The 26,622-nt window shown below is 44.6% G+C and carries 22 protein-coding genes, 1 tRNA gene and 1 riboswitch; of the genes, 3 read left to right on the top strand and 20 right to left on the bottom strand.

Annotated elements, in window-relative coordinates; all coding sequences use genetic code 11:
- Positions 1–91: 91 nt before the first annotated feature.
- From SIO70_RS29105 to SIO70_RS29140, 8 genes are all read right to left on the bottom strand, one after another.
- Positions 92–2,152: a S9 family peptidase gene (locus SIO70_RS29105; RefSeq protein ID WP_320576840.1), complete on the bottom strand. Its 2,061-nt coding sequence runs from the start codon at positions 2,150–2,152 to the stop codon at positions 92–94.
- Positions 2,153–2,258: 106 nt separating this feature from the next.
- A complete protein-coding gene (locus SIO70_RS29110) occupies positions 2,259–3,596 on the bottom strand; it encodes a Gfo/Idh/MocA family oxidoreductase (protein WP_320576842.1) in 1,338 nt (445 codons plus the stop codon).
- A gap of 197 nt (positions 3,597–3,793) precedes the next feature.
- Positions 3,794–4,558, bottom strand: a complete 765-nt coding sequence (locus SIO70_RS29115; RefSeq protein ID WP_083721519.1) for a succinate dehydrogenase/fumarate reductase iron-sulfur subunit — start codon at positions 4,556–4,558, stop codon at positions 3,794–3,796.
- A 53-nt stretch (positions 4,559–4,611) separates the two neighbouring features.
- Entirely contained in the window at positions 4,612–6,585 is a 1,974-nt protein-coding gene (locus SIO70_RS29120) for a fumarate reductase/succinate dehydrogenase flavoprotein subunit (RefSeq protein ID WP_320576845.1), read from the bottom strand.
- 15 nt (positions 6,586–6,600) lie between these two features.
- Positions 6,601–7,284, bottom strand: a complete 684-nt coding sequence (locus tag SIO70_RS29125) for a succinate dehydrogenase cytochrome b subunit (protein ID WP_320576847.1) — start codon at positions 7,282–7,284, stop codon at positions 6,601–6,603.
- Positions 7,285–7,494: 210 nt separating this feature from the next.
- Positions 7,495–8,058, bottom strand: coding sequence for a hypothetical protein (locus SIO70_RS29130; protein ID WP_320576849.1), 564 nt, complete (start codon positions 8,056–8,058; stop codon positions 7,495–7,497).
- Between the two features lie 52 nt (positions 8,059–8,110).
- A complete protein-coding gene (murQ, locus tag SIO70_RS29135) occupies positions 8,111–8,926 on the bottom strand; it encodes an N-acetylmuramic acid 6-phosphate etherase (RefSeq protein ID WP_320576851.1) in 816 nt (271 codons plus the stop codon).
- Between the two features lie 16 nt (positions 8,927–8,942).
- Entirely contained in the window at positions 8,943–9,788 is an 846-nt protein-coding gene (locus SIO70_RS29140; protein WP_320576852.1) for an N-acetylglucosamine kinase, read from the bottom strand.
- Positions 9,789–9,951: 163 nt separating this feature from the next.
- Between SIO70_RS29140 and SIO70_RS29145 the strand changes: the two genes are divergently transcribed.
- Complete coding sequence (locus SIO70_RS29145) at positions 9,952–11,562, top strand: S41 family peptidase (RefSeq protein WP_320576854.1); 1,611 nt, start codon at positions 9,952–9,954, stop codon at positions 11,560–11,562.
- 133 nt (positions 11,563–11,695) lie between these two features.
- Here the strand turns inward: SIO70_RS29145 and SIO70_RS29150 are convergent, their stop codons facing one another.
- From SIO70_RS29150 to SIO70_RS29170, 5 genes are all read right to left on the bottom strand, one after another.
- On the bottom strand, positions 11,696–11,893 hold the full coding sequence (locus SIO70_RS29150) for a hypothetical protein (protein ID WP_320576855.1): 198 nt from the start codon (positions 11,891–11,893) through the stop codon (positions 11,696–11,698).
- A gap of 87 nt (positions 11,894–11,980) precedes the next feature.
- On the bottom strand, positions 11,981–13,303 hold the full coding sequence (gene der / locus SIO70_RS29155; RefSeq protein ID WP_320576857.1) for a ribosome biogenesis GTPase Der: 1,323 nt from the start codon (positions 13,301–13,303) through the stop codon (positions 11,981–11,983).
- 67 nt (positions 13,304–13,370) lie between these two features.
- A complete protein-coding gene (era, locus tag SIO70_RS29160; protein ID WP_320576860.1) occupies positions 13,371–14,237 on the bottom strand; it encodes a GTPase Era in 867 nt (288 codons plus the stop codon).
- A gap of 61 nt (positions 14,238–14,298) precedes the next feature.
- Positions 14,299–14,370: transfer RNA gene (locus SIO70_RS29165), tRNA-Met, on the bottom strand.
- Positions 14,371–14,689: 319 nt separating this feature from the next.
- Positions 14,690–15,118, bottom strand: coding sequence for a single-stranded DNA-binding protein (locus tag SIO70_RS29170; RefSeq protein WP_320576862.1), 429 nt, complete (start codon positions 15,116–15,118; stop codon positions 14,690–14,692).
- A gap of 175 nt (positions 15,119–15,293) precedes the next feature.
- Positions 15,294–15,386, top strand: a riboswitch (TPP riboswitch).
- 92 nt (positions 15,387–15,478) lie between these two features.
- Between SIO70_RS29170 and SIO70_RS29175 the strand changes: the two genes are divergently transcribed.
- Both SIO70_RS29175 and SIO70_RS29180 read left to right on the top strand, forming a co-directional pair.
- The gene (locus SIO70_RS29175; protein ID WP_320576864.1) at positions 15,479–17,857 is read left to right on the top strand and encodes a TonB-dependent receptor; all 2,379 of its coding nucleotides are present in this window, start codon (positions 15,479–15,481) and stop codon (positions 17,855–17,857) included.
- 100 nt (positions 17,858–17,957) lie between these two features.
- Positions 17,958–18,956, top strand: a complete 999-nt coding sequence (locus SIO70_RS29180; RefSeq protein WP_320576866.1) for a hypothetical protein — start codon at positions 17,958–17,960, stop codon at positions 18,954–18,956.
- A 49-nt stretch (positions 18,957–19,005) separates the two neighbouring features.
- Here the strand turns inward: SIO70_RS29180 and argH are convergent, their stop codons facing one another.
- The 7 genes from argH to SIO70_RS29215 are packed head-to-tail and all read right to left on the bottom strand — an operon-like array spanning position 19,006 to position 26,585.
- The gene (gene argH, locus SIO70_RS29185) at positions 19,006–20,337 is read right to left on the bottom strand and encodes an argininosuccinate lyase (protein ID WP_320576867.1); all 1,332 of its coding nucleotides are present in this window, start codon (positions 20,335–20,337) and stop codon (positions 19,006–19,008) included.
- A gap of 6 nt (positions 20,338–20,343) precedes the next feature.
- Positions 20,344–21,414 (bottom strand): M20 family metallo-hydrolase, encoded by a 1,071-nt coding sequence (locus tag SIO70_RS29190; protein WP_320576869.1) that lies wholly within the window; start codon positions 21,412–21,414, stop codon positions 20,344–20,346.
- A 5-nt stretch (positions 21,415–21,419) separates the two neighbouring features.
- Positions 21,420–22,208: an acetylglutamate kinase gene (gene argB / locus SIO70_RS29195; RefSeq protein ID WP_320576871.1), complete on the bottom strand. Its 789-nt coding sequence runs from the start codon at positions 22,206–22,208 to the stop codon at positions 21,420–21,422.
- 46 nt (positions 22,209–22,254) lie between these two features.
- Positions 22,255–23,208: an N-acetylornithine carbamoyltransferase gene (locus tag SIO70_RS29200; RefSeq protein ID WP_320576873.1), complete on the bottom strand. Its 954-nt coding sequence runs from the start codon at positions 23,206–23,208 to the stop codon at positions 22,255–22,257.
- A gap of 38 nt (positions 23,209–23,246) precedes the next feature.
- On the bottom strand, positions 23,247–24,371 hold the full coding sequence (locus tag SIO70_RS29205; protein WP_320576874.1) for an aspartate aminotransferase family protein: 1,125 nt from the start codon (positions 24,369–24,371) through the stop codon (positions 23,247–23,249).
- Between the two features lie 21 nt (positions 24,372–24,392).
- A complete protein-coding gene (gene argC, locus SIO70_RS29210) occupies positions 24,393–25,376 on the bottom strand; it encodes an N-acetyl-gamma-glutamyl-phosphate reductase (RefSeq protein WP_320576876.1) in 984 nt (327 codons plus the stop codon).
- Between the two features lie 6 nt (positions 25,377–25,382).
- Positions 25,383–26,585, bottom strand: a complete 1,203-nt coding sequence (locus tag SIO70_RS29215) for an argininosuccinate synthase (RefSeq protein WP_320576877.1) — start codon at positions 26,583–26,585, stop codon at positions 25,383–25,385.
- Positions 26,586–26,622 lie beyond the last annotated feature (37 nt).

Below are 26,622 nucleotides of genomic sequence, written 5' to 3' on the forward strand. Positions count from 1 at the left end.
GGTATGTAAAAAACTACTGCCTGTCAAAAGCATGGTACCATTCTTGTTTGACAGGCAGTAGTTATAATTTTCCCGGTCTTTCTCCATTCAATTATTTTCCTTCAAGACCTAATAGGAACGCATATTGCAAAGCCACATCCTCCAAAGGCTTAAACCTTCCGGAAGCACCACCATGCCCCGCTTCCATATCTGTCTTGAACAATAACAAATGCTTATCTGTCTTCAGCTCTCTCAGTTTTGCCACCCACTTAGCCGGCTCCCAATACTGCACCTGTGAATCATGCAACCCTGTCAATACCAGCATATTTGGATAATCCTGCGCTACTACATTATCATAAGGAGAATAAGACTTCATGTAATCGTAATACGCTTTATTCTTCGGATTGCCCCACTCATCAAACTCACCCGTGGTCAATGGAATACTCTCATCCAGCATAGTCGTAACCACATCTACAAATGGCACCGCCGCTATCACACCATTCCATAACTTAGGACGCATGTTCACAACAGCACCTATCAGCAAACCACCAGCACTACCACCCATCGCATACAAATGCGCACTATCCGTATACTTTTGTGCCACTAAGAATTCTGCACAATCAATAAAGTCATAGAACGTATTCTTCTTCTTAAACAACTTTCCATCTTCATACCACTGCCTGCCCATCTCTTCTCCTCCACGAATATGCGCTATTGCATAGGCAAATCCTCTATCCAATAAACTCAGCCTGTTTGAACTAAAACCCGGATCTATACTGTGACCATAAGAACCGTATCCATACAGCAACAGCGGTCGCTTACCATCCTTTTCAAATCCTTTTTTATACACGATAGAAATCGGCACTTTCACACCATCTCTAGCTGTTGCATACACACGCTCTGTTACATAATTTTTTGGGTCATAACCACCCAATACTTCCTGTCTTTTCTTCAGCTCATTTGTCTTCGCATCCATGTCATAATCATAGGTGGAGGAAGGCGTCGTCATTGAAGTATATACATAGCGCAATGTCTTTGTATCAAACTCAGGATTGATGGACACACTGGCTACATAAGCAGGTTCATCAAAGTGCAGGTAATGTTCCTGGTGAGTATGTGTATTGATCACACGCAATTGTGTGAGACCATTTTTACGTTCACTCAGTACCATATGCTCTTTGAACAACTCCTGACCTTCCAGCAAAACATCTGCACGATGAGGGATCACCTCTTTCCAATCCCTGATACCCGTTTTGTCCAGCGGGCACTCCATTAGTCTGAAGTTCTTCGCCTCGTAGTTGGTTCTGATATAAAAATGCTGGTCCTGGTGATCTACATCATACAGCAGATTATGCTGACGCGGATAGAATACTTTCGCATCGCCCAATGGTTTGGATGCATCCAGTATCCTGTATTCAGAAGACAATGTACTTTCACTTGCGATGAAGATGTACTGTCCTGATTTACTTCTGTAAGCAATGGTATTAAAGGTCTCATCTTTCTCATGGAACACCTCTTTATCCTTTGCTGCTTCAGTACCTACCACATGTCTGCCGATCCTGTCTGCACGCAAAGTAACAGGGTCTTTTCCTGTATAGAAAAAGGTTTTGTTATCGCTGGCCCATGCAGCACCGCCGGTGGTATTCAGAATTGCATCAGGAAGTATTTCACCTGTTTGCAGGTTTTTGATACGAATAGTATACTGACGGCGGCTCACCGTATCTACACCAAAAGCTAACCATTGTCCGTCAGGACTTACCGCCATACCACCTACCTGGTAGTAATCATGCCCTGCTGCCATTTCATTGACGTTGAGGGTGATTTCTTCCTTTGCTTCCAAGCTACCTTTTTTACGGCAGTAGATAGGGTATTCTTTCCCTTCTACATACCGGGTGTAGTAATAATACCCTTCTTTCAGGTAAGGTACACTGACATCCGTTTCCATGATCCTGCCACGCATTTCTTCGTACAGCTTCTTACGCAGCTGTGTTGCAGAAGCCATCATGGTATCCAGGTAAGTATTCTCTGCATTCAGATAAGCGAGGACTTTAGGATCATTACGATCATTCATCCAGTAATAGCTATCTATACGGGTATCTCCGTTTATAGTAAGCGCTGTATCTTTCTTTTCCGCTACCGGAGCGGCTATCGTTGTCGTTGATTCTGCTGACATAACTTTCTTTTTTTCCTTACAGGCAAACAGGGCCATAGCTGAGATCACGTAAAAAGCAGCGGCTATCCTCATAGGTGGTAATAATTGAGACTACTAAAGTACAAAATTAACCCACCTCTACCATCTTCACGGGGTCCCACTTTATAGGTCGTTGCTGAAAATAGCTTTCATTTGTCAGCAACGCAGGCCCTGCAGCCCTTAATCCAAAGGTAGCATCTTCTACTACTTTTTTGCCAGTACGAACAGATTCATAAAAATTAGCCAGGTGATCAATGTGGGAATCATAACCGGGAGGTGCATTAAAAACACTTTCCCCTTCCTGAACAGGTTGCTGTCTTTGTGCAGGGGTATATTTCTCATTGTATTCTTTTACATAAGCCTCCTGTGTGGCTTTAGGCCATGTATTATAAGTATCCCAGCCACCATAACCCGGTGCAGCAGCCAGTTTATGCTTTTTGATCTTAAAGCTATCCCAGCCCAGTTCCAGTACCCCTTCTGTGCCTATTAGTTTTGTGGCTTCACCACCTCCCCCACCATCGGCAAAGTTCACCCTGAGGCTCACCTGGAAACCGGGGTAATCAAAAAGGGCCATCACTACATCAGGTACATCGCGGCCATCATTCCATTGTTTCAGGTTGCCGGTGGCATACACACGATGAGGGCCGGCTACCCCTGTCATGAAATGTAGCCCTGAAATAAGGTGTACAAACAGGTCTCCGGGAATACCTGTGCCATAAGCCTTGTAATTGCGCCAGCGGAAAAAGCGAACAGGGTCGAAGGGGATTCTGGCAGTGTCTTTCAGCCAGGTATCAAAATCTACAGTAGCGGGCGAAGCATCGGGTGGAATAGAATACTGCCAGGCACCCAGCGCATCATGACGATCCATATGTGCCTCGACCATCACCAGTTCGCCGATATCGCCTGCCAGGTAGCGGTTTCTTGCTTCTGCGAGGCCTATGCTACTTACACGCTGACTACCCACCTGGAAGATGGCTTTTGTTTTTGCCTGTGTGGCAATGACGGCATGGCCTTCGGAGATCTGCTGTACCATGGGCTTTTCGCAATATACCGCCTTGCCTTTTTCCATAGCGGCAATAGAGATAGTGTCATGCCAGAAGTCAGGGGTCGCAACAATGATTGCATCGATGTCTTTTCTTTCCAGCAGTTCTCTGTAATCACGGGTGGTAAAGATATCTTTACCATATAGCTCTTTTACCTTGGTAAGATGGCCGGTGTAGAGGTCAGCCACGCCAGCCAGCTCTATGCCGGGGAGCGTAAGTGAATCCCGCACATCAGCAAAACCCATGATCCCCATACCGACACAGCCTATCCGTATCTTATCGTTTGGGGAGATGTTGGCTAAGGAGGAAAGTGGGCGTACGCTTAGGAGTGCAGTGGTGCCACCAAGATAGCGTAAGAATGTTCTTCTGGATTGATGAGTCATAACGGAATTTTTTTGGGAACTACAGGAAATTACGAATTATGGCTGCAAAAAATAAAAGAAAATCGGGGGTTGAACCTTTGTCTTCTGCAAAAGTTCAACCCCCGAAAGCAGGTTATGGTTGTTGCTACAAAAAAAGGATGTACCATTTCGGTACATCCTTTCACATTTCAATTACGACGATATTAATTACGACAATATTACTTTTCGTAAGTAAAACCAGCACCGATAAACTCCCTGTTCAGACGGGCGATGTTTGTCAGTGAGATCTCTTTTGGACATTCAGCCTCACATGCACCTGTATTTGTACAGCTACCGAAACCTTCCTTATCCATCTGTGCAAGCATATTCAGTACACGGCTCTTCTTCTCAGGTTGACCCTGTGGCAGTAATGCCAGCTGAGACACCTTTGCAGATACGAACAGCATAGCAGAAGAGTTTTTACAGGCAGCTACACAAGCACCACAACCGATACATGCAGCAGCAGCAAATGCAGCATCTGCATCATCCTTAGGTACAGGAATGTTATTCGCATCCTGTGCATTACCTGTATTTACAGACACGAAACCACCCGCTTCTATGATACGGTCAAAAGCTGCACGGTGTACTGTCAGATCTTTTACTACAGGGAAAGCACCAGCTCTCCATGGCTCTACAGTGATGGTATCACCATCCTTGAATGCGCGCATGTGCAGCTGACATGTGGTAGTACCCTGCCATGGACCATGTGCACGGCCATTGATATGCATGGAACACATACCACAGATACCTTCACGACAATCGTGGTCGAAAGCTACCGGATCTTTTCCTTCGTTAATGAGACGCTCATTCAGCACATCAAACATTTCAAGGAATGACATTTCAGAAGAAATCTCACTTACCTGATAATTTTCGAAATTACCCTTCGCCTCTGAATTTTTCTGTCTCCACACTTTAAGTGTGAGATTCATGTTATAATGTTCCATATCTGATTGGACTATTATTGTTGTAAATAATCTGGCCGTAGCCAGACAAGACCTTATTTATAGTTACGCTGAGTAGGTTTACAAACCTCAAATACCAGCTCCTCTTTGTGGAGTTCGTATTGGTTAGGACCTTTGTATTCCCATGCAGAAACGTAGGAGAAGTTTTCGTCGTCACGTTTTGCTTCACCACCGTCTTCCTGAGATTCTTCACGGAAGTGACCACCACAGGATTCTCTACGATTCAGCGCATCGCGGCACATCAGTTCACCCAATTCCAGGAAGTCAGCCACACGGCCAGCTTTTTCCAGCTCAGGGTTGAACTCATTTTGCTCGCCAGGGATACGAACGTCACTCCAGAATTCTTTCTGCAGCGCGATGATCTCTTCGATCGCTTCGGTCAGCCCCTTTTCGTTACGCGCCATACCGCATTTATCCCACATGATCTTACCCAGTTTCTTGTGGAAGTAGTCTACGGATTTGGTCCCCTTGATGTCCATCAGTTTATTGAGGGTATCCTGCACATGCTTCTCAGCTTCGTCAAATGCAGGATGCGTAGTAGGGATCGCCTTAGTTCTGATATCGTCAGCCAGGTAGTTACCCAGTGTATAAGGTATTACGAAGTAACCATCAGCCAGACCCTGCATCAGTGCAGAAGCACCCAGGCGGTTTGCACCGTGATCGGAGAAGTTCGCTTCACCCAGTGCATACAGACCTGTTACAGAAGTCATCAGTTCATAGTCAACCCACAGACCACCCATGGTATAGTGAACAGCAGGGTAGATACGCATTGGCACCTCGTAAGGGTTCTCACCGGTGATCTTTGCGTACATATCGAACAGGTTACCATATTTCTCCTGTACGACTTCTTTACCCAGTTTGGTGATCAACGCAGGAGATGCATCGTGCATCTGTCTTTTGTTTGCTTCAATCTTACCATAACGCTCGATTGCAGAAGCGTAATCGAGGTATACAGCCTGTTTGGAGCTACCTACACCATAACCGGCGTCACATCTTTCTTTGGCAGCGCGGCTAGCCACGTCACGAGGCACCAGGTTACCAAATGCAGGATATCTTCTTTCCAGGTAATAATCCCTTTCATCTTCAGGGATATCAGCTGGCTTACGGTTGTCGTTTTGTTTTTTAGGCACCCAGATACGACCATCGTTACGCAGTGATTCAGACATCAGTGTCAGTTTGGACTGATGATCACCTGAAACAGGGATACAGGTCGGGTGAATCTGTGTGTAACAAGGGTTACCGAAGTAAGCACCTTTCTTAGTGGCCTTCCATGCAGCAGTTACGTTAGAACCCATTGCGTTGGTAGACAGGTAGAACACGTTGCCATAACCACCGGTACACAGTAATACAGCATGACCAAAGTGACGCTCCAGCTTACCGCTTACGAGATCACGTGCAATAATACCACGTGCTTTGCCATCGATCGTTACGATCTCCAGCATTTCGTGACGGGTATACATGGTTACGTTACCCAAAGCCACCTGGCGCTGCAGTGCAGAATAAGCACCTAACAGCAGCTGCTGGCCGGTTTGACCTGCTGCGTAGAAAGTACGCTGTACCTGAGTACCACCGAATGAACGGTTGCTCAGCATACCACCATACTCACGTGCAAAGGGTACACCCTGTGCCACGCACTGGTCTATAATATTGCCACTCACTTCTGCCAGACGATGCACATTCGCTTCGCGGGCACGGTAGTCGCCACCTTTTACTGTATCGTAAAACAAACGGTAAACAGAGTCACCGTCGTTCTGGTAATTTTTTGCAGCATTGATACCACCCTGTGCAGCAATACTATGTGCACGGCGGGCGCTATCCTGAAAACAGAAAGCTTTTACTTTATATCCTAACTCGCCCAATGATGCAGCAGCTGATGCCCCTGCAAGACCGGTACCCACAATGATCACTTCCATGTTGCGCTTGTTAGCCGGGTTTACCAGCTTACAATGCCCCTTATATTCTTCCCATTTTTTTTCTAATGGTCCGGCAGGAATTTTTGAGTTCAACATATCTCCTTACTTTACTTAATGTTTAAAATAGATAATCACAGGAATAAGTGCGAAACCAATAGGAATCAGTACTCCAAATACCCATACACCTACGAAATTGATCAGGCCATTGTACTTTACATGGTTCAGACCGAAGGTCTGGAAAGCACTCTTAAAACCATGGATCAGGTGGAAAGACAAACCAACCATACCGATTACATACAGGATTACCAGCCACAGCTGAGTGGTAAACGCAGTGTACACGGTGCTGTACAGGTCAGTTACTTCTTTACCTCCAAAATTTCCTTTAGGCAAATCACCATAGTGCATAGCCCACCAGAAATCTTTCAGGTGAATGAGCAGGAATACCAGCAGAATGCTTCCCATGATCGCCATCTGACGGCTGAACCAGGAAGAAGTCTGATTACCTGGGTTTACTGCATACTTAACCGGACGGGCTTTTCTGTTACTGAAAGTAAGTTGTAATGCAACCCAGAAGTGGATAATAATCGCGACTTTTAAACCCCATGCCACAAGCTGGATCAGTTCGTTGTGGGCCATGAAATCCGCGTAGGTGTTGAAGCCTTCCCCGTTGTCATTGAGCAGCAGCTGAAGATTACCTACAAGATGCACAATAACAAAAATACAAAGGAACAGGCCGGTAGCACCCACTAATAATTTTTTACCGATAGAGGTATTAAAAAACTGTGACCACTTCATAAGTAAAATTAGCTTCCTTAAAAGATGATATGATAATTATTCGAATATATCGCGCAAAGTTAAAGCGGGAAAAATAAAAACCAAATGATATTTCTCATATTTCGCGTGGATCAAAACCTCATTGGTGCTAATATCCAATGAGGTAGGGAAAAGAATTTTCTCACCCGACACAAGGTCACGTGGAATTTTTGAATTACCCTGATACGATTGCTATTCCAACCTGCGCATCATCAGGTTATCGATCTCGTTAAAAATATGCTGGGGCTGATAAGGCCGCCATTTCTCAACATCCAGCAGATGTACATAGTTGTCCAGGTGTGCTTTCTCAAACTCCTGCCGGGTCTGTACCGGCATATTCATCGCCACTATCCAACCACCATCGTCTTTTATATCGTCCCACCACTCTTCATAATAACAATCATCAGAGGAGTGAAAGTTCATTACATTCTCAGTAATTAACAGAAATTTCCTGATTCCTGTGGCTATCATCACATCTATAATATCCCTTTTCAAGGTCATTATATCGTTTTCAATGGCGTCATTCCACTCTCCCAACAGCTCTATTATGACGAAATTGAACTGATAATCAGCATATAGGACTTTCATATACAGGTTCCTGGAACCGAATTCATCCCACTGTGGGTGAACATAATAATTATATACTGTGTTCGAAAAGGTGAATTCACTGTACTCTCTTCCATAGAAAGGAGAGCTTTCATCCTCCTCGGCACTATATAAATGTCGCCAGTTGTAAAATGGTTCTATCTCGTGCATGGGCTATTTTCCTGAAATTATTGTTTTCACAAATTTCTGAAAAAAACTGCAATTATGAACGGTAGTCCTCCATGGCTTTTTTCACACTTCCGGCTTTCAACAATAATGCCTTCGCCTGCTCATAATCACTGAGGTTCAACTGTCCCATCAACATTTTCACCCCTCTATCCACCAGTTTATCATTCGTCAGCTGCATATTTACCATCTTATTATCTTCCACGCGTCCCAGCTGTATCATCACCGCTGTCGAAATCATATTCAACACCAGTTTCTGCGCCGTTCCGCTCTTCATACGGGTACTCCCTGTCACAAACTCAGGTCCTACCACCACCTCGATCGGGTAATCGGCAGCTGCAGATAAGGGTGCACCTGCATTACAACAAATACTCCCTGTTACAATTCCCGCCTCCCGGCATTGATTCAATGCACCTATTACATAAGGTGTGGTGCCGCTCGCTGCAATTCCTACCACCACATCTTTGTCGGAAATATTATGTGCTGAAAGATCTTTCCATCCCTGCTGTATATCATCTTCTGCAAACTCCACTGCCTTGCGTATGGCTGCATCTCCCCCAGCAATCAACCCGATCACCAACCCAAATGGTACTCCAAATGTTGGTGGGCACTCACTCGCATCTACAATACCTAATCTGCCGCTGGTACCGGCGCCCATATAAAATAACCGGCCACCAGCCAGCATCTTATCGGCAATCACCGTCACCAGTTTCTCTATCTGAGGAAGCGCTTTTTCAACAGCCTGGGGTACAGTTTTATCCTCTTGGTTTATATTACTTAGGATCTCCTGCACACTCATCTTCTCCAGATGTCTATAGTGTGAAGGTTGTTCAGTGGTTCTCTGAAAAGACATTTTCGAATGATAAATTTTAAATTTGATGATACTCCAGCAACCCTTCCATAGGGCTCCGTAATATCCTTCCCAGCTGCAGCTCATACAGCTCGCACAACTCCTGCAGAATATCCCTGAAGTTCCAGGCTATGCTACCAGTGAAGTGCAGCGGATGTGTCCAGCTCTCGCTGTATTTATAGATGTGATTGAAAAAAAACTCGTTTAGCCCATCCTCGAGGATGTTCTCTATGATATAGTGACCTCTGTTCTCTCCCAGGAAACGCGCAAACCCAGCCAGGTAACGATTAGGCAATGGTTTACGGTATACATTTTCCAGGATTTCATCGTTCGTCGTATTATACATGTAGTCAAAGCGACTCTTCAGTTCCTCGTCAAATGAGTTGTAGAGGTACATCTGCAACAACTTTTTGCCCAGTACGGCACCACTGCCTTCATCACCCAATACATAACCCAGTCCTGGATTATTCTTCACTATGGTTGTGCCATCATAAAAACCAGAGTTGGAACCTGTACCCAAAATACTGGCTATACCGGGTTCTCTGCCACACAATGCCCTTGCAGCCCCCATCAGGTCATGTTTTACATCGACAGCAGCATGTGGCCATACAGATTGAAGGGCTGTTTGTACGATCTGTACACTCTTTGGCTGTAAACAGCCGGTTCCATAATAAAAAATTTCTGCAATCTCTACATCTGCCGGTAACTGTGGTAACAGCTCCCTTTCAAGGATTTCCCTGATCTGCTGGGCGCTTAAAAAATAAGGGCTGATGCCCTGTGTAGCAAAATGTCCTGTCTCATTGCCCCCTGTTAAACACCAATCCGCCTTGGTGGACCCACTATCTGCGATTAGCTTTATTTTCATGACACGCCCGTTAAGGTTTGAGGTTTAGGTGATGATTATATGTTATTATACTATTTTTGCCCCACAAGTTAAACAAAACAGGATTATATATACTACTGCTGTAAAAATTACCTAAAAATGGCCACAGCGCAGCGGACATTGCCGCAATCTTAATATCGAAGTTATGTCGAACAGGAAATTGAATGTTTTTTTACCATTACTTTTAGCCGTAGTACTGGCATTGGGAATGTATCTGGGCCATAAAATGCCGGGGTCTAACACCGGGGCGCAAACGCTCCTCTTTAGCCGGGTAGACAAGGGACCTTTACAGGAAGTCATGGACCTTCTCAAAGTGAAATATGTTGATACCCTGAAACTGGGCGATCTGCAACAGGAAGCCATCGAAGGCCTCCTCACTCACCTCGACCCCCACTCTATCTACATCCCCCCTTCCAGTCTGGAAGAGGTAAATGAAGATCTGGATGGCAACTTCCAGGGCATCGGTGTGGAATTCAACATTACCGGAGACACTGTAAATGTTATCTCCGTCATCGCAGGTGGTCCTTCAGAGTCGGCTGGTGTACAGACCGGCGATAAGATCATCAAAGTAAATGACAGCCTGGTAGCAGGTAATAATATTACCAGCGACAAGATCCGTCAGTTGCTGCGGGGTCCGAAAGGTTCCAAAGTAATGGTGACCATGATGCGTAACCATGAGCTGCGTCCTATCCAGATCACCAGGGGCATCATTCCGCTGTATAGCGTAGATGCCAGTTATATGGCCACTCCTGAGATCGGGTATATTAAAATAAGTAAGTTCAGTGGCAATACTTTCGATGAATTCATGGCTGCACTGCGCAACCTGCAAAAGCAAAAGATGACGAAGCTGGTGATCGACCTGCGTCAGAATCCAGGTGGCTACCTCGATGCAGCTACCCGTATTGCAGACGAACTGCTGGATGATAATAAACTGATCCTTTATACAAAAGGGAAGAGCTATCCCCGTACAGATTATAAATGTGAGAAACCTGGTTTGTTTGAACATGGTGCGCTCGCTATCCTCACGGACGAAGGTTCTGCAAGTGCCAGCGAAATACTGGCAGGTGCTGTACAGGATTGGGATCGTGGTACCATCATCGGCCGTCGTACATTTGGTAAAGGGCTGGTGCAGGAACAGTTCGATCTGAGCAATGGTGGTGCACTGCGTCTTACTGTAGCACGCTACTACACCCCTTCAGGCAGAAGTATCCAGAAGTCCTATGCCAATGGTCGCGAAGCATATGAAGAAGATATCCTGAACCGTTTCAATCACGGTGAATTTGTAAACCAGGATAGCATCAAAGTACTGGATACCGTTAAATACAAGACAGCGAATGGAAGAGTGGTATATGGCAGTGGTGGTATTACACCGGATATCTTCATACCATTTGATACCAGCCGTTTCTCACCGGTGATTTCAAGTATGTATTCCCGTAGCGCCTTCAGTAATTTTGTATATCAATATTACATTGCTCACAAAGATGAGTTCAAACAATATAAAGATGCATCACAGTTTGTGAACCAGTACCAGGTACCGGCCAGCATTATGAGTGCATTCAAGAGCTATGCAGAACGTGAGAGTATAAAAGGTGTGAGTGGATTGAAACCGCATGATGAAGTTGAAATACAAAACAGGTTGAAAGCAATATTTGCGAGACAGATATGGAGTTATGAAGGATATTGGGAATCGCTGAATCAGAATGATGGCATGATGAAGAAAGCTATAGAAGTGCTGAATAAAGAGAAAAACGATTAATCATAGAAAAAACGATCAATCATAAAAAACGCTGGTGTCTCAACAACACCAGCGTTTTTTTTATTTAAGAGCTTCCTAAATAAAAAAAGCCTTCCTGCATGCAGGAAGGCAAATTTCTTGTAAAACGTTAGTCTTACTTAGCAACTGAATCAGCAGCTGGAGCAGCAACTGAATCTGCAACTGGAGCAGCAACTGAATCTGCAGCTGGAGCTGTAGCAACTGAATCAACAGCTGGAGCTGTAGCAGTAGAATCTGTAGCAGGAGTAGAACCACCGTTACAAGCTACGAAGAACATACCAGCAGCTGCTGCTAAAAAGAATAATTTTTTCATGCTTTGATAATTTTAAGATGGGCAAAGGTATATAGTTATTTTTAATTATAAAACACTTTCACCCTGATTTTATTAAAAAAACGATTGTTATTTCTTACGGAAGAACAATTTAATAGGTACCCCCTGGAAATCAAAGTTCGTACGCAATTGATTTTCAAGGTAGTTACGATACGGCTGTTTCACATCTTCCGGCAGGTTGCAGAAAAATGCAAATGCAGGCGTATACGTAGGTAACTGGGTCACATATTTAATTTTAATAGGTATACCCCTTACTACCGGTGGATGGAATGCCTCAATTGCCTTCAGCATCACATCGTTCAGCTTGGAAGTCTGTACTTTACGCTGACGGTTTTCGTACACGCGCAGTGCCTCTTCGATTGCTTTGAATATACGTTGCTTTTCTGCTACTGAAGTAAAGATGATAGGCACATCGTTGAATGGCGCCAGTCTTTCTTTCAGCTGCTTTTCGTAATCACGGGCAGTATTGGTCTTTTTATCATCGATCAGATCCCACTTATTCACCAGGATCACAATCGCTTTCCCCTTACGGGCAGCCAGGCTAAAGATGTTCAGATCCTGGGCAGTGATACCATTTACCGCATCCAGCAGTAACAGACATACATCCGCTTCGTCCATTGCTTTGATAGCACGGATCACTGAATAGAATTCCAGGTCTTCATGTACCTTCGACTTACGGCGTAAACCCGCTGTATCGATCAATACAAAATCTTTCTGGAACATTTTGTAATGCGTGTGAATCGTATCCCTGGTTGTACCCGGAATATCAGAAACGATATTACGTTCTTCACCAATCAATGCATTCAGCAGGGAAGACTTACCTACATTCGGCTGACCGATGATGGCAATCTTTGGTATTTCCTTCGCTTCTGCATCTTCATCTCTCACCTCTTCTTCAGGCATCAGTTCTACTACTGCATCGAGTAGCTCACCGCTACCACTACCGCTCATAGAAGACATAAAGAATACCTTTTCGAAGCCCAGACTGTAAAACTCAGTAGCTTCCAACATACGATTGTTGTTATCTACTTTGTTCACCACCAGGATAACAGGTTTGGAAGAGCGGCGCAATAGTTCCGCCATATTATCATCAAGATCTGTAATGCCTGTAGCAGCATCACACATGAAGAGGAGCACGTTTGCTTCTTCCATGGCAATCACTACCTGCTTGCGGATCTCACGTTCAAATACATCATCACTACCGTGTACAAAACCACCGGTATCAATTACATTAAAAGACCTGCCATTCCAGTCTGCCACTCCATACTGTCTATCTCTCGTTACGCCAGAGACGTCATCCACAATGGCTTTGCGCTGTTCCAGCAAACGGTTGAACAGGGTAGACTTACCCACATTAGGACGACCGACAATTGCTACTGTAAATCCAGCCATAATATTTTAAAAATTACTAAACTTAAAACCTATATGTTCTGTTAGAGAGCCGTCTCTATTCAGACACTTAATAACCGTATTCTTTCAGATAAAGATCATTATCTCTCCACTTACCTCTCACTTTCACAAACAACTCAAGGAACACTTTCTGGCCAATGAACTTTTCAATGTCTTCACGCGCCATGGTACCCAGTCTGCGAATACCCGTTCCTTTATCGCCCAGGATAATTCCTTTCTGTGTATCTCTCGTCACAATAATCTCCGCAGAGATTTTCGTCAGTGTTGTTTTTTCCTGGTACTGCGTCACCACTACTGCTGTGTGATAAGGGATCTCTTCTTCATACAGATGGAAGATCTTTTCCCTGATTATCTCAGCTACGAAGAAGCGGGTAGATTTATCTGTTAATGTATCTTCAGGATAGAAAGGATCACTTTCCGGTAGCATGCTGACGATCTGTTTCAGCAGTGCATCCACACCTTTTTTCTGCAAGGCAGAGATGGTGATAACGGTTGCTTTACCCCATTCTTCACATTGCTTTACGATCTCTTCCAGCTTTTCCTTTTCCATCACGTCCATCTTGTTGATCACAAGCAGACATTTTGCTTTCAGTTTCAGCGAATCGAAGAGTTCAAGGTTTTCAGCTACATTGTCTTTCACATCCATCATCAGCAAAGCGACGTCTGCATCTTCAAGAGCAGACTTCACTGCACCCATCATCTTTTCGTGTAACCGGTAACGCGGGTCTATAATACCCGGGGTATCGGAGAATACAATCTGGTATTCATCAGTAGTCACAATACCAGTTATGCGATGTCTGGTAGTTTGAACCTTCGGGGATACAATAGCGAGCTTTTCGCCAATGAGTGCGTTCATGAGGGTGCTTTTCCCTGCATTCGCTTTTCCGAAGATATTTACAAACCCTGCTTTATGCATGTAATTTTTTTCCTAAACTTCCTGAAATAAAAAAATCCCGACCTAGCCGGGACTTCGTTTGTAGCGAGGAGGGGATTCGAACCTCTGACCTTCGGGTTATGAGCCCGACGAGCTACCTCTGCTCTACCTCGCAATGAGAGTGCAAAGATAGACAAAGATTCATCCCTGCCAAATATTTTTTAAAAGAAATCCTGCTAACATTTAATCCCGGTCATAAACTCAAACAATAAAATATACTACTATCAAGGCTTTCAAGGCAGTACTTTTGAGCAAAAAATAATTGAATATTTGTTTTTCTTCATTTACATGAACCAAAAAACTCACTCCTGCCAACGGCAAAAGTGAGTTTTTAAGATTCAGGAAATTGACAATATCAATGAACTGCCGACATCACTCCAGGGATAAAGAACAGACCTATAGACGAAAACTATCCCTTTTAAAAAGGAAATTCATTAAAATGGCAAATCATTTCTTACACCTTCATCATCCTCTTCTTCATGCTCCTTTTCTAATTCATCCTCACTTCGCTCCTCCTCTACCCCTGCACTTCCGGTTCCCAATACTCCCCTCGCTCCCGGCAGCAACGCCAGCTCCGATACTCTCATGTTCACACCTGCCAGCACCTCGCCCTGCTTACCCGCATACCCTTTGAACACAGGCCGGCCTTCTACATACACCAGCGTACCCTTTTTTAAATACGGACCCAGATTATCCCGCTCCCAGACAGAACAATTAATCCATGTAGTACGCTCCTGCACTACTCCCATTAAGTTTTTAAACTGTTCATTTTGTGCTACACTGAATGACAGCACAGATTTCCCGTTGATGACTTTTTTCAAAGCATCATGCCCCAGATGGCCAATGACCGAAAGTCTGATCATGCAATTACAAATTGATGGTTAACATTAAAAAAATAAAACGTGTGAAAACTTTCCAGGGGGGATAATATATATGCAATTCTAATTTAACAATTTTCTTCCATTTAAAAAATTTTTCTCTATACCTTTGTTCCGGAATCCGGTATGTACCAGCGTACATTTTTTCAAACCACCAGCCGGCTTCACCTCGGGGTGCCTTACTATCAGGCTGAGATCAGACCCGTTGAACCTGATCAGGTAATGCTGATTAGGAAAGGTAAGTGAATCAATTCTTCCTTACCCACATATGGCAAGCTGCACGCACATGCGTAGCAGAAAACTTAATGCTACCCTCATACCGTAGCTTTTTAAACTGTTGAGTCCATGAGACAATTCTTACTGTTATGGCTGGTTTTCAGCGCAGTCTCGGTACATGCACAAACCGTGCTTACCGGTATAGTCACTGACAAAAAAACCGGCCGCCCCCTTGAAGGCGTGTCCGTCAGCATTATTTCTGCCGACAATACCGGCGCCCATTCCAATGCCAATGGGGTTTACCGCATTTTACTCCCTTCACAGGGCACCTTTACTATCAAAGCAACTTACCTGGGCTTTCAGCCCCTCACTACCTCTGTGCATACAAACGGTACCCGTACCAATGCCGATCTGCAAATGGAAGAAACCGGCCTCTTCGTACAACCTGTTGAAATTACCAGCCTGCGCGTAGGCCAGCATGCGCCATTTACTCAATCTACTATCACTGCCGAAGAGATTAAGAAGCAAAACCTGGGACAGGATCTGCCCATCCTGCTCAATCAAATGCCGGGTGTGGTGACCAACTCCGATGCTGGTACTGGCATTGGTTACACCAGTATGCGTGTAAGAGGTACGGACATCACCCGTATCAATGTTACGAACAACGGTATCCCTGTCAATGATGCGGAATCACAGGGCACCTATTTTGTAGATATTCCAGACCTCGCTTCCAGCGTGAGCAGTATTCAGCTGCAACGGGGTGTAGGTACTTCTACCAACGGTGCCGGAGCTTTCGGCGCCTCTCTCAATATCAGCACCAACGATTACAGAGAGAAAGCTTATGGCGAAATCTACAACAGCTTCGGCTCTTTCAATTCATGGAAGAACACTGTCAAAGCAGGTACCGGCCTCATTAACGGCCACTTTACCGTAGATGCGCGCCTGTCAAGAGTCACCTCCGATGGATACATTGACCGTGCCAGCTCCAATCTCAAAGCTTTTTATACTTCTGCCGCATATATATCTAAGAACACCGCCATCCGCCTCAACATTTCTTCAGGCACTGAAAAGACTTACCAGGCATGGAACGGCGTACCACAGGATTCCCTGGCTACCCACCGTACCTATAACTCTGCCGGACAAAAATCGGATGGCTCTTATTATAATAACGAAACGGACAATTACCAGATGGACAACTACCAGTTGTTCCTCAATCAGGCCCTCAGCGATAAACTGAACTTCACCGTTGCTGCTCACTATACCAAAGGCAAAGGGTATTACGAGCAGTACAAAGAAGCGCAGGCATACAGTGATTATGGCCTTGCCAATCCTGTTATCAATGATGCAGAAGTGACCAGCACAGACCTCATCCGTCAGCTATGGCTGGACAATGATTTCTATGGTAGCATCTTCTCTGTCAACTACCAGGATACTAAATTCAGCTGGAGTGTAGGTGGTGGATGGAACCGTTACGAAGGCAATCATAACGGACAAATTATCTGGGCACAATATGCCATCGACAAGGATTATAAATACTATAACCTGGATGCAATGAAGCGGGATGCAAACATCTACTGGAAAGGTGAATACAAAGTGACCAAAGCCCTCCGTGTATTTGCTGATCTGCAATACCGCGATGTGAAATATAACATTGATGGTTTTGAAGATAATCCTACACTCATCCAGCATAACAAATACAACTTCTTCAATCCCAAAGCAGGTATCACCTATTCACTCAATGAGCAACAGGATGTATATGCTTCCTTCGCTATTGGAAATAAAGAACCTAACCGCGATGACTTTGAAGCAGCGAAACTACAAACACCAAAGGCTGAAAGTCTGCGTGATGTAGAAGCAGGCTACACCCTGCGTACACACCACCTGGTATTGCAGGCGAACGTGTACTACATGAACTACAAAAATCAACTGGTACAAACCGGCAAACTGAATGAAGTAGGTGCTTATACCCGCACGAACATTCCTAAAAGCTACCGCACCGGTATTGAATTACAGGGTACACAGCGACTGGGCAGATATTTCAGCATTGGTTTGAATGCGGCACTCAGTCAGAATAAAGTGAAAAACTTTGTGAGCTATATCGATAACTACGATACTGGTGGTCAGGATACCCTCGTGTCCGGCAGCAGTAATATTGCCTTCTCTCCTGCCTTTGTAGGTGGTTATACATTGACTGCAAAGCCAGTAAAGAACCTTGAAATAGCCCTGATAGGTAAGTATGTAAGCCGTCAGTACCTGGATAATACTGGCGATAAAGAACGTAGCCTGGATGGCTATTATACCAATGATCTGCGCATTAATTATATCGTACCACAAAAGCTCTTTAAAGAACTGGGATTACAATTCATGCTGAATAATATCTGGAATGCTATGTATAGTCCTAATGGTTATACTTATATGTACAGGGAAGGCGGACAGTTATACTCTTCCAACGGATATTACCCAATGGCCGGAACGAATTTCTTTGCAGGGATCAATATCGGATTCTAATTTTAAAAAGGACATATTATGAAAGGGAGTGTACCAGTATAACGGTACACTCCCTTATTTTTTTTATATCTTCGTCGGGAGCCCTAAATGTTAATCTGGTATGTCAATTAAAGAACTGATCAAAACAAGATGGACTGTCGAGAGTGACAGGATCACGATTTACCCGTATGGATGGTACTTTGTCATAAGCGTTATTCTTGCCGTACTCTTTATTGGATTTACTATTGCTGTGTATGTAATGGAACCTTATAGTTTTGGTACAGCCATGTCTATTCTAATTCCATTTTTTCTCGTCATGATCGTGTTGTTTTTTGCGAGTGGGTATACCCATGTTGTCTTTGATAATAACAATTTCAAAATGACGAAGCGCTGGATGGGAGTTGTGCCCGTAGTCACCAAATCATTCGATCAGCTGCATGGTGTGAATGTAATGAAGCAATCCACCGGTGGTTTTAACTTCAGGATCTATCCAAGGAATGATAAGTTTGGAAAAGGAGTGGCGATTTCCTCTTATTATAACAAGGAATCGCATCCGAATTGTGTGACGTTTACACAGGAAGTGATTCCTCTTATCCACCGGTACCTGGATATGAATAGTCCACTGCCTGAACAGAAGGAAATCATTACAGCATACCAGTACTTTACGGAGAGCAATGGTATCTACACGTATAAACAACGTAGGTTGGCTATGGTCATCTTATTCATCGCCTGTATAGCACTGGGTATTCATGAATGTACACCGTTTGCATATAGTATGTATAAAAGCAATGCTTTGCGTATTGGTATGCTGGTAGGGCCTTTCCTGTTTGCAGCGGTATTTCTGAATGCGCTGTTCATGAAGATCGTCTTCGATACGAAGCAGCGGATAATAGAAAAAACCAGTCCGGCAAGATGGGGGAATCTGAAAATGCCATTCGAATATTTCCAGAACTTTCATATGATCAGGAAAACCACGAATGGCGCTTATTCCGGTACGGAGGTACATATGATATTCCATGAGCCGGGGGCGAAGAATACAAAAAATATGATGATCCGGCAGGTGCAGAATACCAAAAAGATTGATAGACTGGTAGAAGAGATAAAAAGTATTATGAGATAAAAAAGGAGCGGAATAATTCCGCTCCCTTTAATAAAATAGGTTAGTAAGTCTACTTAGTCAATGCTGCAATCGCTGCATCTACTTTGACAAAGTTAAACCCTTTCAACACATCTTCCATCATTTTATTTATTTCCGCAGTCCCCGGGTTCCCAATACTTCCCTCATGGGTATGTTGTACTGCTTTTTCAGGTGCAAAATTCCCCTTCTCTATATCCAACCCTACCTGCTTGTAAGCCTCTCTGAAAGGCACACCTTCCAGCACCAGCTTATTTACCACTTCCACACTAAACAGGTACTGATACTTTGCATCATCCAGGATATTCTCCTTGATGCGAATGTTAGACAACATCAACCCTGTCATCTGGATGCAATCTTTCAGCACCCCAAATGCAGGAAACAAATTCTCCTTCAGCAACTGCAGATCACGGTGATAACCAAGAGGTAAATTGGTAATCATCATCGCAATCTCATTTGGCAACGCCTGCAATTTATTACAATGAGAACGGATCAGTTCCCACACATCCGGGTTCTTTTTATGCGGCATGATACTACTACCAGTCGTCAGCTCATCAGGGAAGGAGATAAAACCAAAATTCTGGTTCATAAACAACGTCGCATCCATCGCCATCTTAGCCAGCGAAGCCGCAATACCTGCCAGTGCAAAAGATACGATCTTCTCCGTCTTACCACGCCCCATCTGTGCATACACCACATTGTAATTCAGGTCGTCGAAACCTAACAACTGGGTGGTGAGTGTACGGTTCAGCGGGAAAGAAGAACCATATCCCGCAGCAGAACCCAATGGGTTTTTGTTCACCACTTTGTAAGCGCCCTGCAGCATCGTCAGGTCATCTACCAGGCTTTCTGCATACGCACCAAACCAGAGACCAAATGAAGAAGGCATAGCAATCTGCAGGTGTGTATACCCCGGCATCAGGCGATCTTTATATTCTTCACTCTTTTGCTGCAACAGGTCGAACAGGCCTTTAACTTCCTTTACTAATACTTGCAACTCCGAACGCAGGAATAATTTCAGGTCTACTAAAACCTGGTCATTCCTGGATCGTCCGCTATGGATCTTTTTACCAACCTCACCCAAACGGCGGGTCAGCAGCAGCTCTACCTGGGAGTGAATATCTTCTACCCCATCTTCCAGTACAAAGTTGCCTTCCTGTATCTCTTTGTAGATCTGTTTTAATTCTTTTTGCAGCACAGCCAATTCGTCTGCTGTAAGCAGGCCAATCGTCTGTAGCATCGTCGTATGTGCCAGTGACCCAAGCACATCGAAAGGCGCGAGAAAAGCATCCATTTCACGATCTTTACCTACCGTGAATTTATCTACTTCAGCAAGGGCTGCTTTGTCTTTTTGCCAGATTTTCATTTCAAATTAGTTTTTAATAATCTCTTCCAACAATGATATATAACTGTCTATTCCCTGTCTCACTTCATCCACAAAAATGAACTCATCAGCGGTGTGTGATCTGGCAGAATCGCCAGGTCCCATCTTGATAGAAGTAGATGGAATCAATGCCTGATCAGAAGTGGTAGGTGAACCATAACAGGTCTTTCCTAACCGCACGCCTGCCTGTACAAACGGATGGTCCAGCGGAATACCGGAAGGACGCATACGGATAGAACGCGGCTTTATTTCACACTTCACATTTTCCTGGATGATCTCCAGGATTTCTTCCAGGGTATACTGTTCTGTTACTCGTACATCTACTACAAAAGATACATCTGCAGGCACCACATTGTGTGCTTTGTTCGATGTATTGATCACGGTAACACTCATCTTCACAGGACCCAGTGTTTCAGATACTTTTGGATACTGATAGGTGCGGAACCATTCAATATCTGACAGTGCCTTATAAAGGGCATTTTCGCCCTCATTTCTCGCCGCATGACCAGCTTTCCCATACACTGTACAATCCAGTACCATCAGGCCTTTTTCGGCGATGGCCAGTTGTGTTTGTGTAGGTTCACCAACGATCGCAAATTCAATGGCTGGCAACTGATCGAGAATGCTTTCGATACCATTGTGACCACTGATCTCTTCTTCGGCAGTAGCGGTGAGAATAATGTTATATTTTAAATCCTGCCTTTCGTAGAAATGCAGGAAGGTGGCGATCAGGCTGACCAGGCAACCACCTGCATCATTACTCCCCAATCCATACAGTTTGCCATCCTCAATATCAGGCGAGAATGGATTACGTGTATATTGCGGGTTTGGCTTTACAGTATCGTGATGGGAATTGAATACGATCACTGGTTTGGCAGGATCGAAGTATTTATTTTGCGCCCAGATGTTATTCAGATGCTGGTTGAAAGGAATGTTTCTCGCAGTCAGAAATTCGCCGATCAGTTTAGCAGTATCCTGCTCTTCCCTGCTCAGGGAAGGTGTTGCGATCAGTGATTTTAACAGTTCAACAGCGTCTGCATACAATTGTTGGTTCCACATAGGTGTTAGCGTATTAAGGTGCCGGCTACTGTGTCAGAGGTATTGCTCAGCACATCGTCTGCATGGCCGATCAGCACTTCATTTACCCCACTCTCAATCGCAGCAAATGCGTTGTTCAGCTTAGGAAGAATACCGTCTGTCAGCACGCCGTCTGCCAGTAGCTCGTTATAGATTTGACGGTCGATCAGGTTAATGACTGCATTGTCGTCCTGTGCGTCGTGTAGTACTCCTTTCTTTTCGAAACAGTAAATCAGTCTTACGTTATATACTTTCGACATCGCAATCGCCAGCGCACTGGCGATGGTATCTGCATTTGTGTTCAGTATCTGCCCTTTGCCATCGTGGGTCAGGGAGGCGAATACCGGTGTCAGGTCAGCTTCCAGCAATGCTTTCAGCGGTGCGGACTGTACCTGGTCGTTATTAATGTCTCCTACAAATCCGTAGTCGATCTCTTTTACAGGTCTTTTTACAGCAGGGATAATGTTGGCGTCTGCACCTGTCATGCCGATGGCGTTACAACCGTTTGCCTGTAATTTTGCCACCAGTTGTTTGTTCACCAAACCACCATATACCATGGTCACTACGTCAATAGTATCCGCGTCTGTAATACGGCGGCCATCTACATATTTTGATTCGATACCCAGTTTATCACCTATTCTTGTCGCTATCTTTCCACCACCGTGTATCAGTATTTTCTTACCCTGAATGTTAGAGAACTTTTGTAAAAAAGTATCCAGTAAAACAGGGTTGTCGATGACGTTACCGCCGACTTTAATGACAAAAAGATCGATCATATTTTACTTAAAAATTGGGAGGCATCCCTTGCGGGATGCCTTCATATTATTTATTCTTCAAAATCTCGCTTAACACAGCCTGCGCAGCCCATACACGGTTGCCGGCTTCTGGTATGACGATCGAATTCGGACCATCCAGTACCTCATCTGCAATCACTACATTTCGCCTTACCGGCAGACAGTGCATGATCTTCGCATTGTTCGTACCTATCAGTTTCGCGTTGTCTACCATCCAGCTGGGATCTGTGCAGGTGATCTTACCATAGTCGTTGTAAGATGACCAGTTCTTCACGTATACAAAGTCAGCCCCTTCCAGTGCCTTATCCTGGTTGTATTCGATCCGCGCATTACCACTGAATTTTGGGTCCAGTTCGTACCCTTCAGGATGTGTGATCACGAAATCAACTTCACCCCATGCATTCATCCATTGTGCAAATGAATTGGGTACTGCCTGTGGCAATGCTTTTACATGTGGTGCCCATGTCAGTACTACCTTTGGTTTACGTGGCTGCTGCCAGCGTTCTGCAATGGTAATAACGTCGGTGAGGCTCTGCAGCGGGTGCAGGGTCGCACTTTCCAGGCTCACCACAGGTACACCTGCGTATTTGATAAACTGGTTAATATACTTCTCCGTGTAATCCGCTTCCTTGTCTTTCAGACCGGGGAAAGTACGGATCGCCATGATGTCAAAATATTGCCCCATCACTGCTGCCGCTTCTTTCACGTGCTCTGATGTGCTGCCATTCATAATTGCACCATCATTCATTTCCAGTTGCCAGCCTTCCTTATCGATGTTGAATACAACAGCTTCCATCCCCAGGTTCTTTGCCGCCACCTGCGTACTCAATCGTGTTCGCAGACTTGGGTTTAAGAATATCATACCCAGGGTCTTGTTCTCACCCAGTTTCTTATCTTTAAAAGGCTGTTTTTTGTAGTCCAGAGCGATATCCACTAACCGTGGGACACTTGGCACATCATCTACTGAAATAAATTGTTTCATTTTTTCTGTATGGCGCTGTAATGATGATAGTATAAAAGTTAATTCAGTTCTTTGCTGAAAGCAGTCAGGAACTCGTTGGCATGTTCCATGGTCAGTGCCAGTGAAGGCAGCAACCTGATCACATTTGGCTTCGCCTCGCCGGTAAAGATCTTATGCTTAAATAACAGTTCTTTTCTCACATGGTTCAGTGACTCCGGCAGTTCGATACCGATCATGAGACCTTTCCCCCTTACCTCAGTTACCTGTGGGAATTTCTTCAGTTCGCTGATCAGGTAGTTACCTACTTTCTCTGCGTTCGCAATCAGGTTTTCATTCTCCATTGTTTCCAGTACTGCCAGTGCTGCTGCACAAGCCAGGTGATTACCACCAAAGGTTGTACCCAGCATGCCGTAAGCTGGTTTGATATGAGGAGCGATGATGATACCACCGATTGGGAAACCATTACCCATTCCCTTTGCCATGGTGTAAATATCTGCATTCACACCTGCATGGTCGTGGGAGTAGAATTTACCGCTTCTGCCGTAACCACACTGTACGCTGTCTGCTATGAAAACTGCATTATACTGATCGCACAGACTTCTGATCTTTTGCAGGAAAGAAGTGCTGGCTACTTTAATACCACCTACACCCTGTATACCTTCGATGATCACAGAGGAGATTTCGTTGGCTTTGAAAGCCGCTTCCAGTGCTGCTTCATCTTCCCATGGCAGGAAAATTACGTTGTCAGTCTGGTTCACAGGCGCTACGATCTTAGGATTGTCTGTCACCGCAACAGCCAGGCTGGTTCTACCATGGAAGCTGTTTTTGAAAGCAATTACTTTCTTTTTACCATTGTAGAAAGAAGCCAGTTTCAGTGCATTCTCATTTGCCTCTGCGCCAGAGTTCACGAGGAACAGCTGGTAGTCAGGTTTACCGCTCAGTTGTCCCAGTTTTTCAGCCAGTTGCTGCTGAATAGGGATCTTTACAGAATTGGAATAGAAACCAACTTTGTTCAGTTGTTCGGTGAGCCGCCTTACATAATGAGGATGTGTATGACCGATAGAGATCACAGCGTGACCGCCATACATGTCAAGATACTGGTTGCCCTGATCGTCCCAAACGTTGGAACCTAAGGCTTTTTCAATAGTAATATTATTGATGGGATATACGTCGAATAAATTCATTGTTAAGAAGGATCTTAAGATTTAAAATACGATTGATTTCAGCTTCAGTCCTGCAGTTTCATCCAGTCCGTACATGATGTTCATATTCTGAATGGCCTGTCCGGAGGCGCCTTTCACCAGGTTGTCCTCGATAGAGTGGATCACGAGTTTGTTGCCCACTTTTTCTAACTGGATCAGGACCTTGTTGGTGTTTACCACCTGTTTCAGGTCAATCTGTTTATCACTCACGTGTGTGAACGGTGCATCTGCATAATAGTCCTTATACAGCTGCTGTGCTTCTTCGATTGACAGATCGCTGTTCAGGTACGAAGTGATCCAGATTCCTCTTGGGAAGTCACCTCTTACAGGTACAAAATTGATCTCACCTCCGAAAGAAGGTTGCAACAGCTGTAAGCTTCGTCGTATTTCCTTCAGGTGCTGATGGCTCAGCACTTTGTATGTGCTTACATTGTTGGCTCTCCATGTAAAATGGGAAGTTGCCTGCAGACTTTGTCCGGCACCGGTAGAACCAGTGATACCGGTCGTATGTACTTCCTGCAGTTTACCGGCTTTTGCCAGTGGCAGCAAGCCGAGTTGTATAGCAGTGGCAAAGCAGCCCGGGTTGGCGATGTTCTTTGCGCTGGCAATTTTTTCTTTGTTCAGCTCTACGAGACCATAAACGAATTCACGGCCTTTGGCTGTTTCACCGAGTCTGAAATCCTGGCTCAGATCGATGATATTGATGTGTGCAGGGATGTCGTTGTCTTCCACAAATTTCTTTGCTTCGCCATGTCCCAGGCAAAGGAAGATCACATCCACATCATTGCTGAGTTCACCAGTAAAGGTGAGCTCAGTTTCGCCCAGCAGGTCAGCGTGCACGGCATACAAAGGATTGCCGGCATTACTGCGACTGTGTACGAATGATATATTTACGTTGGGATGATTGAGTAAAAGACGGATCATTTCACCACCACCATAACCTGCGCCGCCTACGATCCCTGCATTTATTTTTTTCTCAGTTGCCATTCTTAATTATTTGCCGCCGTTGGCGCTCTCAGTTACCTGATGCCAGATCATAGTCTGGTTACCGAAGATCTTGCTGAAGCCTCTTACATCTTCGCCACTCCAGCCATTATTCATCTCACCGTATTTACCGAATTTGCTGCTCATCAGATCGTAGGCAGATTCGATACCAGTTACCTGGAAGCGGTAAGGCTGTAATGTTACAAATACTTCGCCGGTTACATTTTCCTGGCTGTGCTGTAAGAACGCTTCGATGTCGCGCATTACAGGGTCCATGATCTGACCTTCATGCATCCAGTTGCCATAGAATGCAGCCAGTTGATCTTTCCAGCTCAGCTGCCATTTTGTAAGCACGTGTTTTTCCAGTGCATGGTGTGCTTTAATAATGATAACAGGCGCGGCAGCTTCAAAACCTACGCGGCCTTTGATACCGATGATGGTATCACCTACGTGTATATCGCGGCCAATGGCAAATGGGCCTGCTATGGTTTGCAAGTATTGGATGGCTTCGGAAGGGTGAGCAAAAGTCTTGTCGTTTACACCAGTCAGTTCACCTTTCACAAATTTCAGTTTCACCTGCTCAGTACCTTCTTTGGTAAGTTGTGTAGGCCATGCTTCTTCAGGCAGGAAACCGTTGGAAGTCAGGGTCTCTTTACCACCTACGGATGTACCCCACATCCCTTTGTTGATGGAGTATGCAGCCTTTTCAAAGTTCATTTCCACACCTTTTTCTTTCAGGTAAGAAATTTCTGCTTCACGGCTCAGTTTCATATCACGGATCGGGGTGATGATTTCAACACCTGGGATCATGATATTAAAGATCATATCAAAACGAACCTGGTCGTTACCGGCACCGGTACTACCGTGTGCTACAGCATCTGCACCAACTTCTCTCACATATTCGCCGATAGCGAGTGCCTGGCTCATACGCTCAGCACTTACGCTCAGTGGGTAAGTGTTGTTCTTCAGTACATTTCCGAAGATGAGGTATTTGATTACACTATCATAATAAGAGCGTACTGCATTTACCGTCTTGTGGCTCTTCACACCTAAATTGTAAGCGCGCTTTTCAATTTCCGCCAGTTCTTCTTCAGAAAAACCACCGGTATTCACGATTACAGAATGCACTTCATATCCTTTTTCTTCTGTCAGATATTTAACGCAATAGGAAGTATCGAGTCCTCCGCTAAATCCCAGTACTACTTTTTTCATTTACTTATAGTGATAATGATTGTTGATAATAATATTG

It is taken from the genome of Chitinophaga sancti (assembly GCF_034087045.1).
Lineage (GTDB): Bacteria > Bacteroidota > Bacteroidia > Chitinophagales > Chitinophagaceae > Chitinophaga > Chitinophaga sancti_B.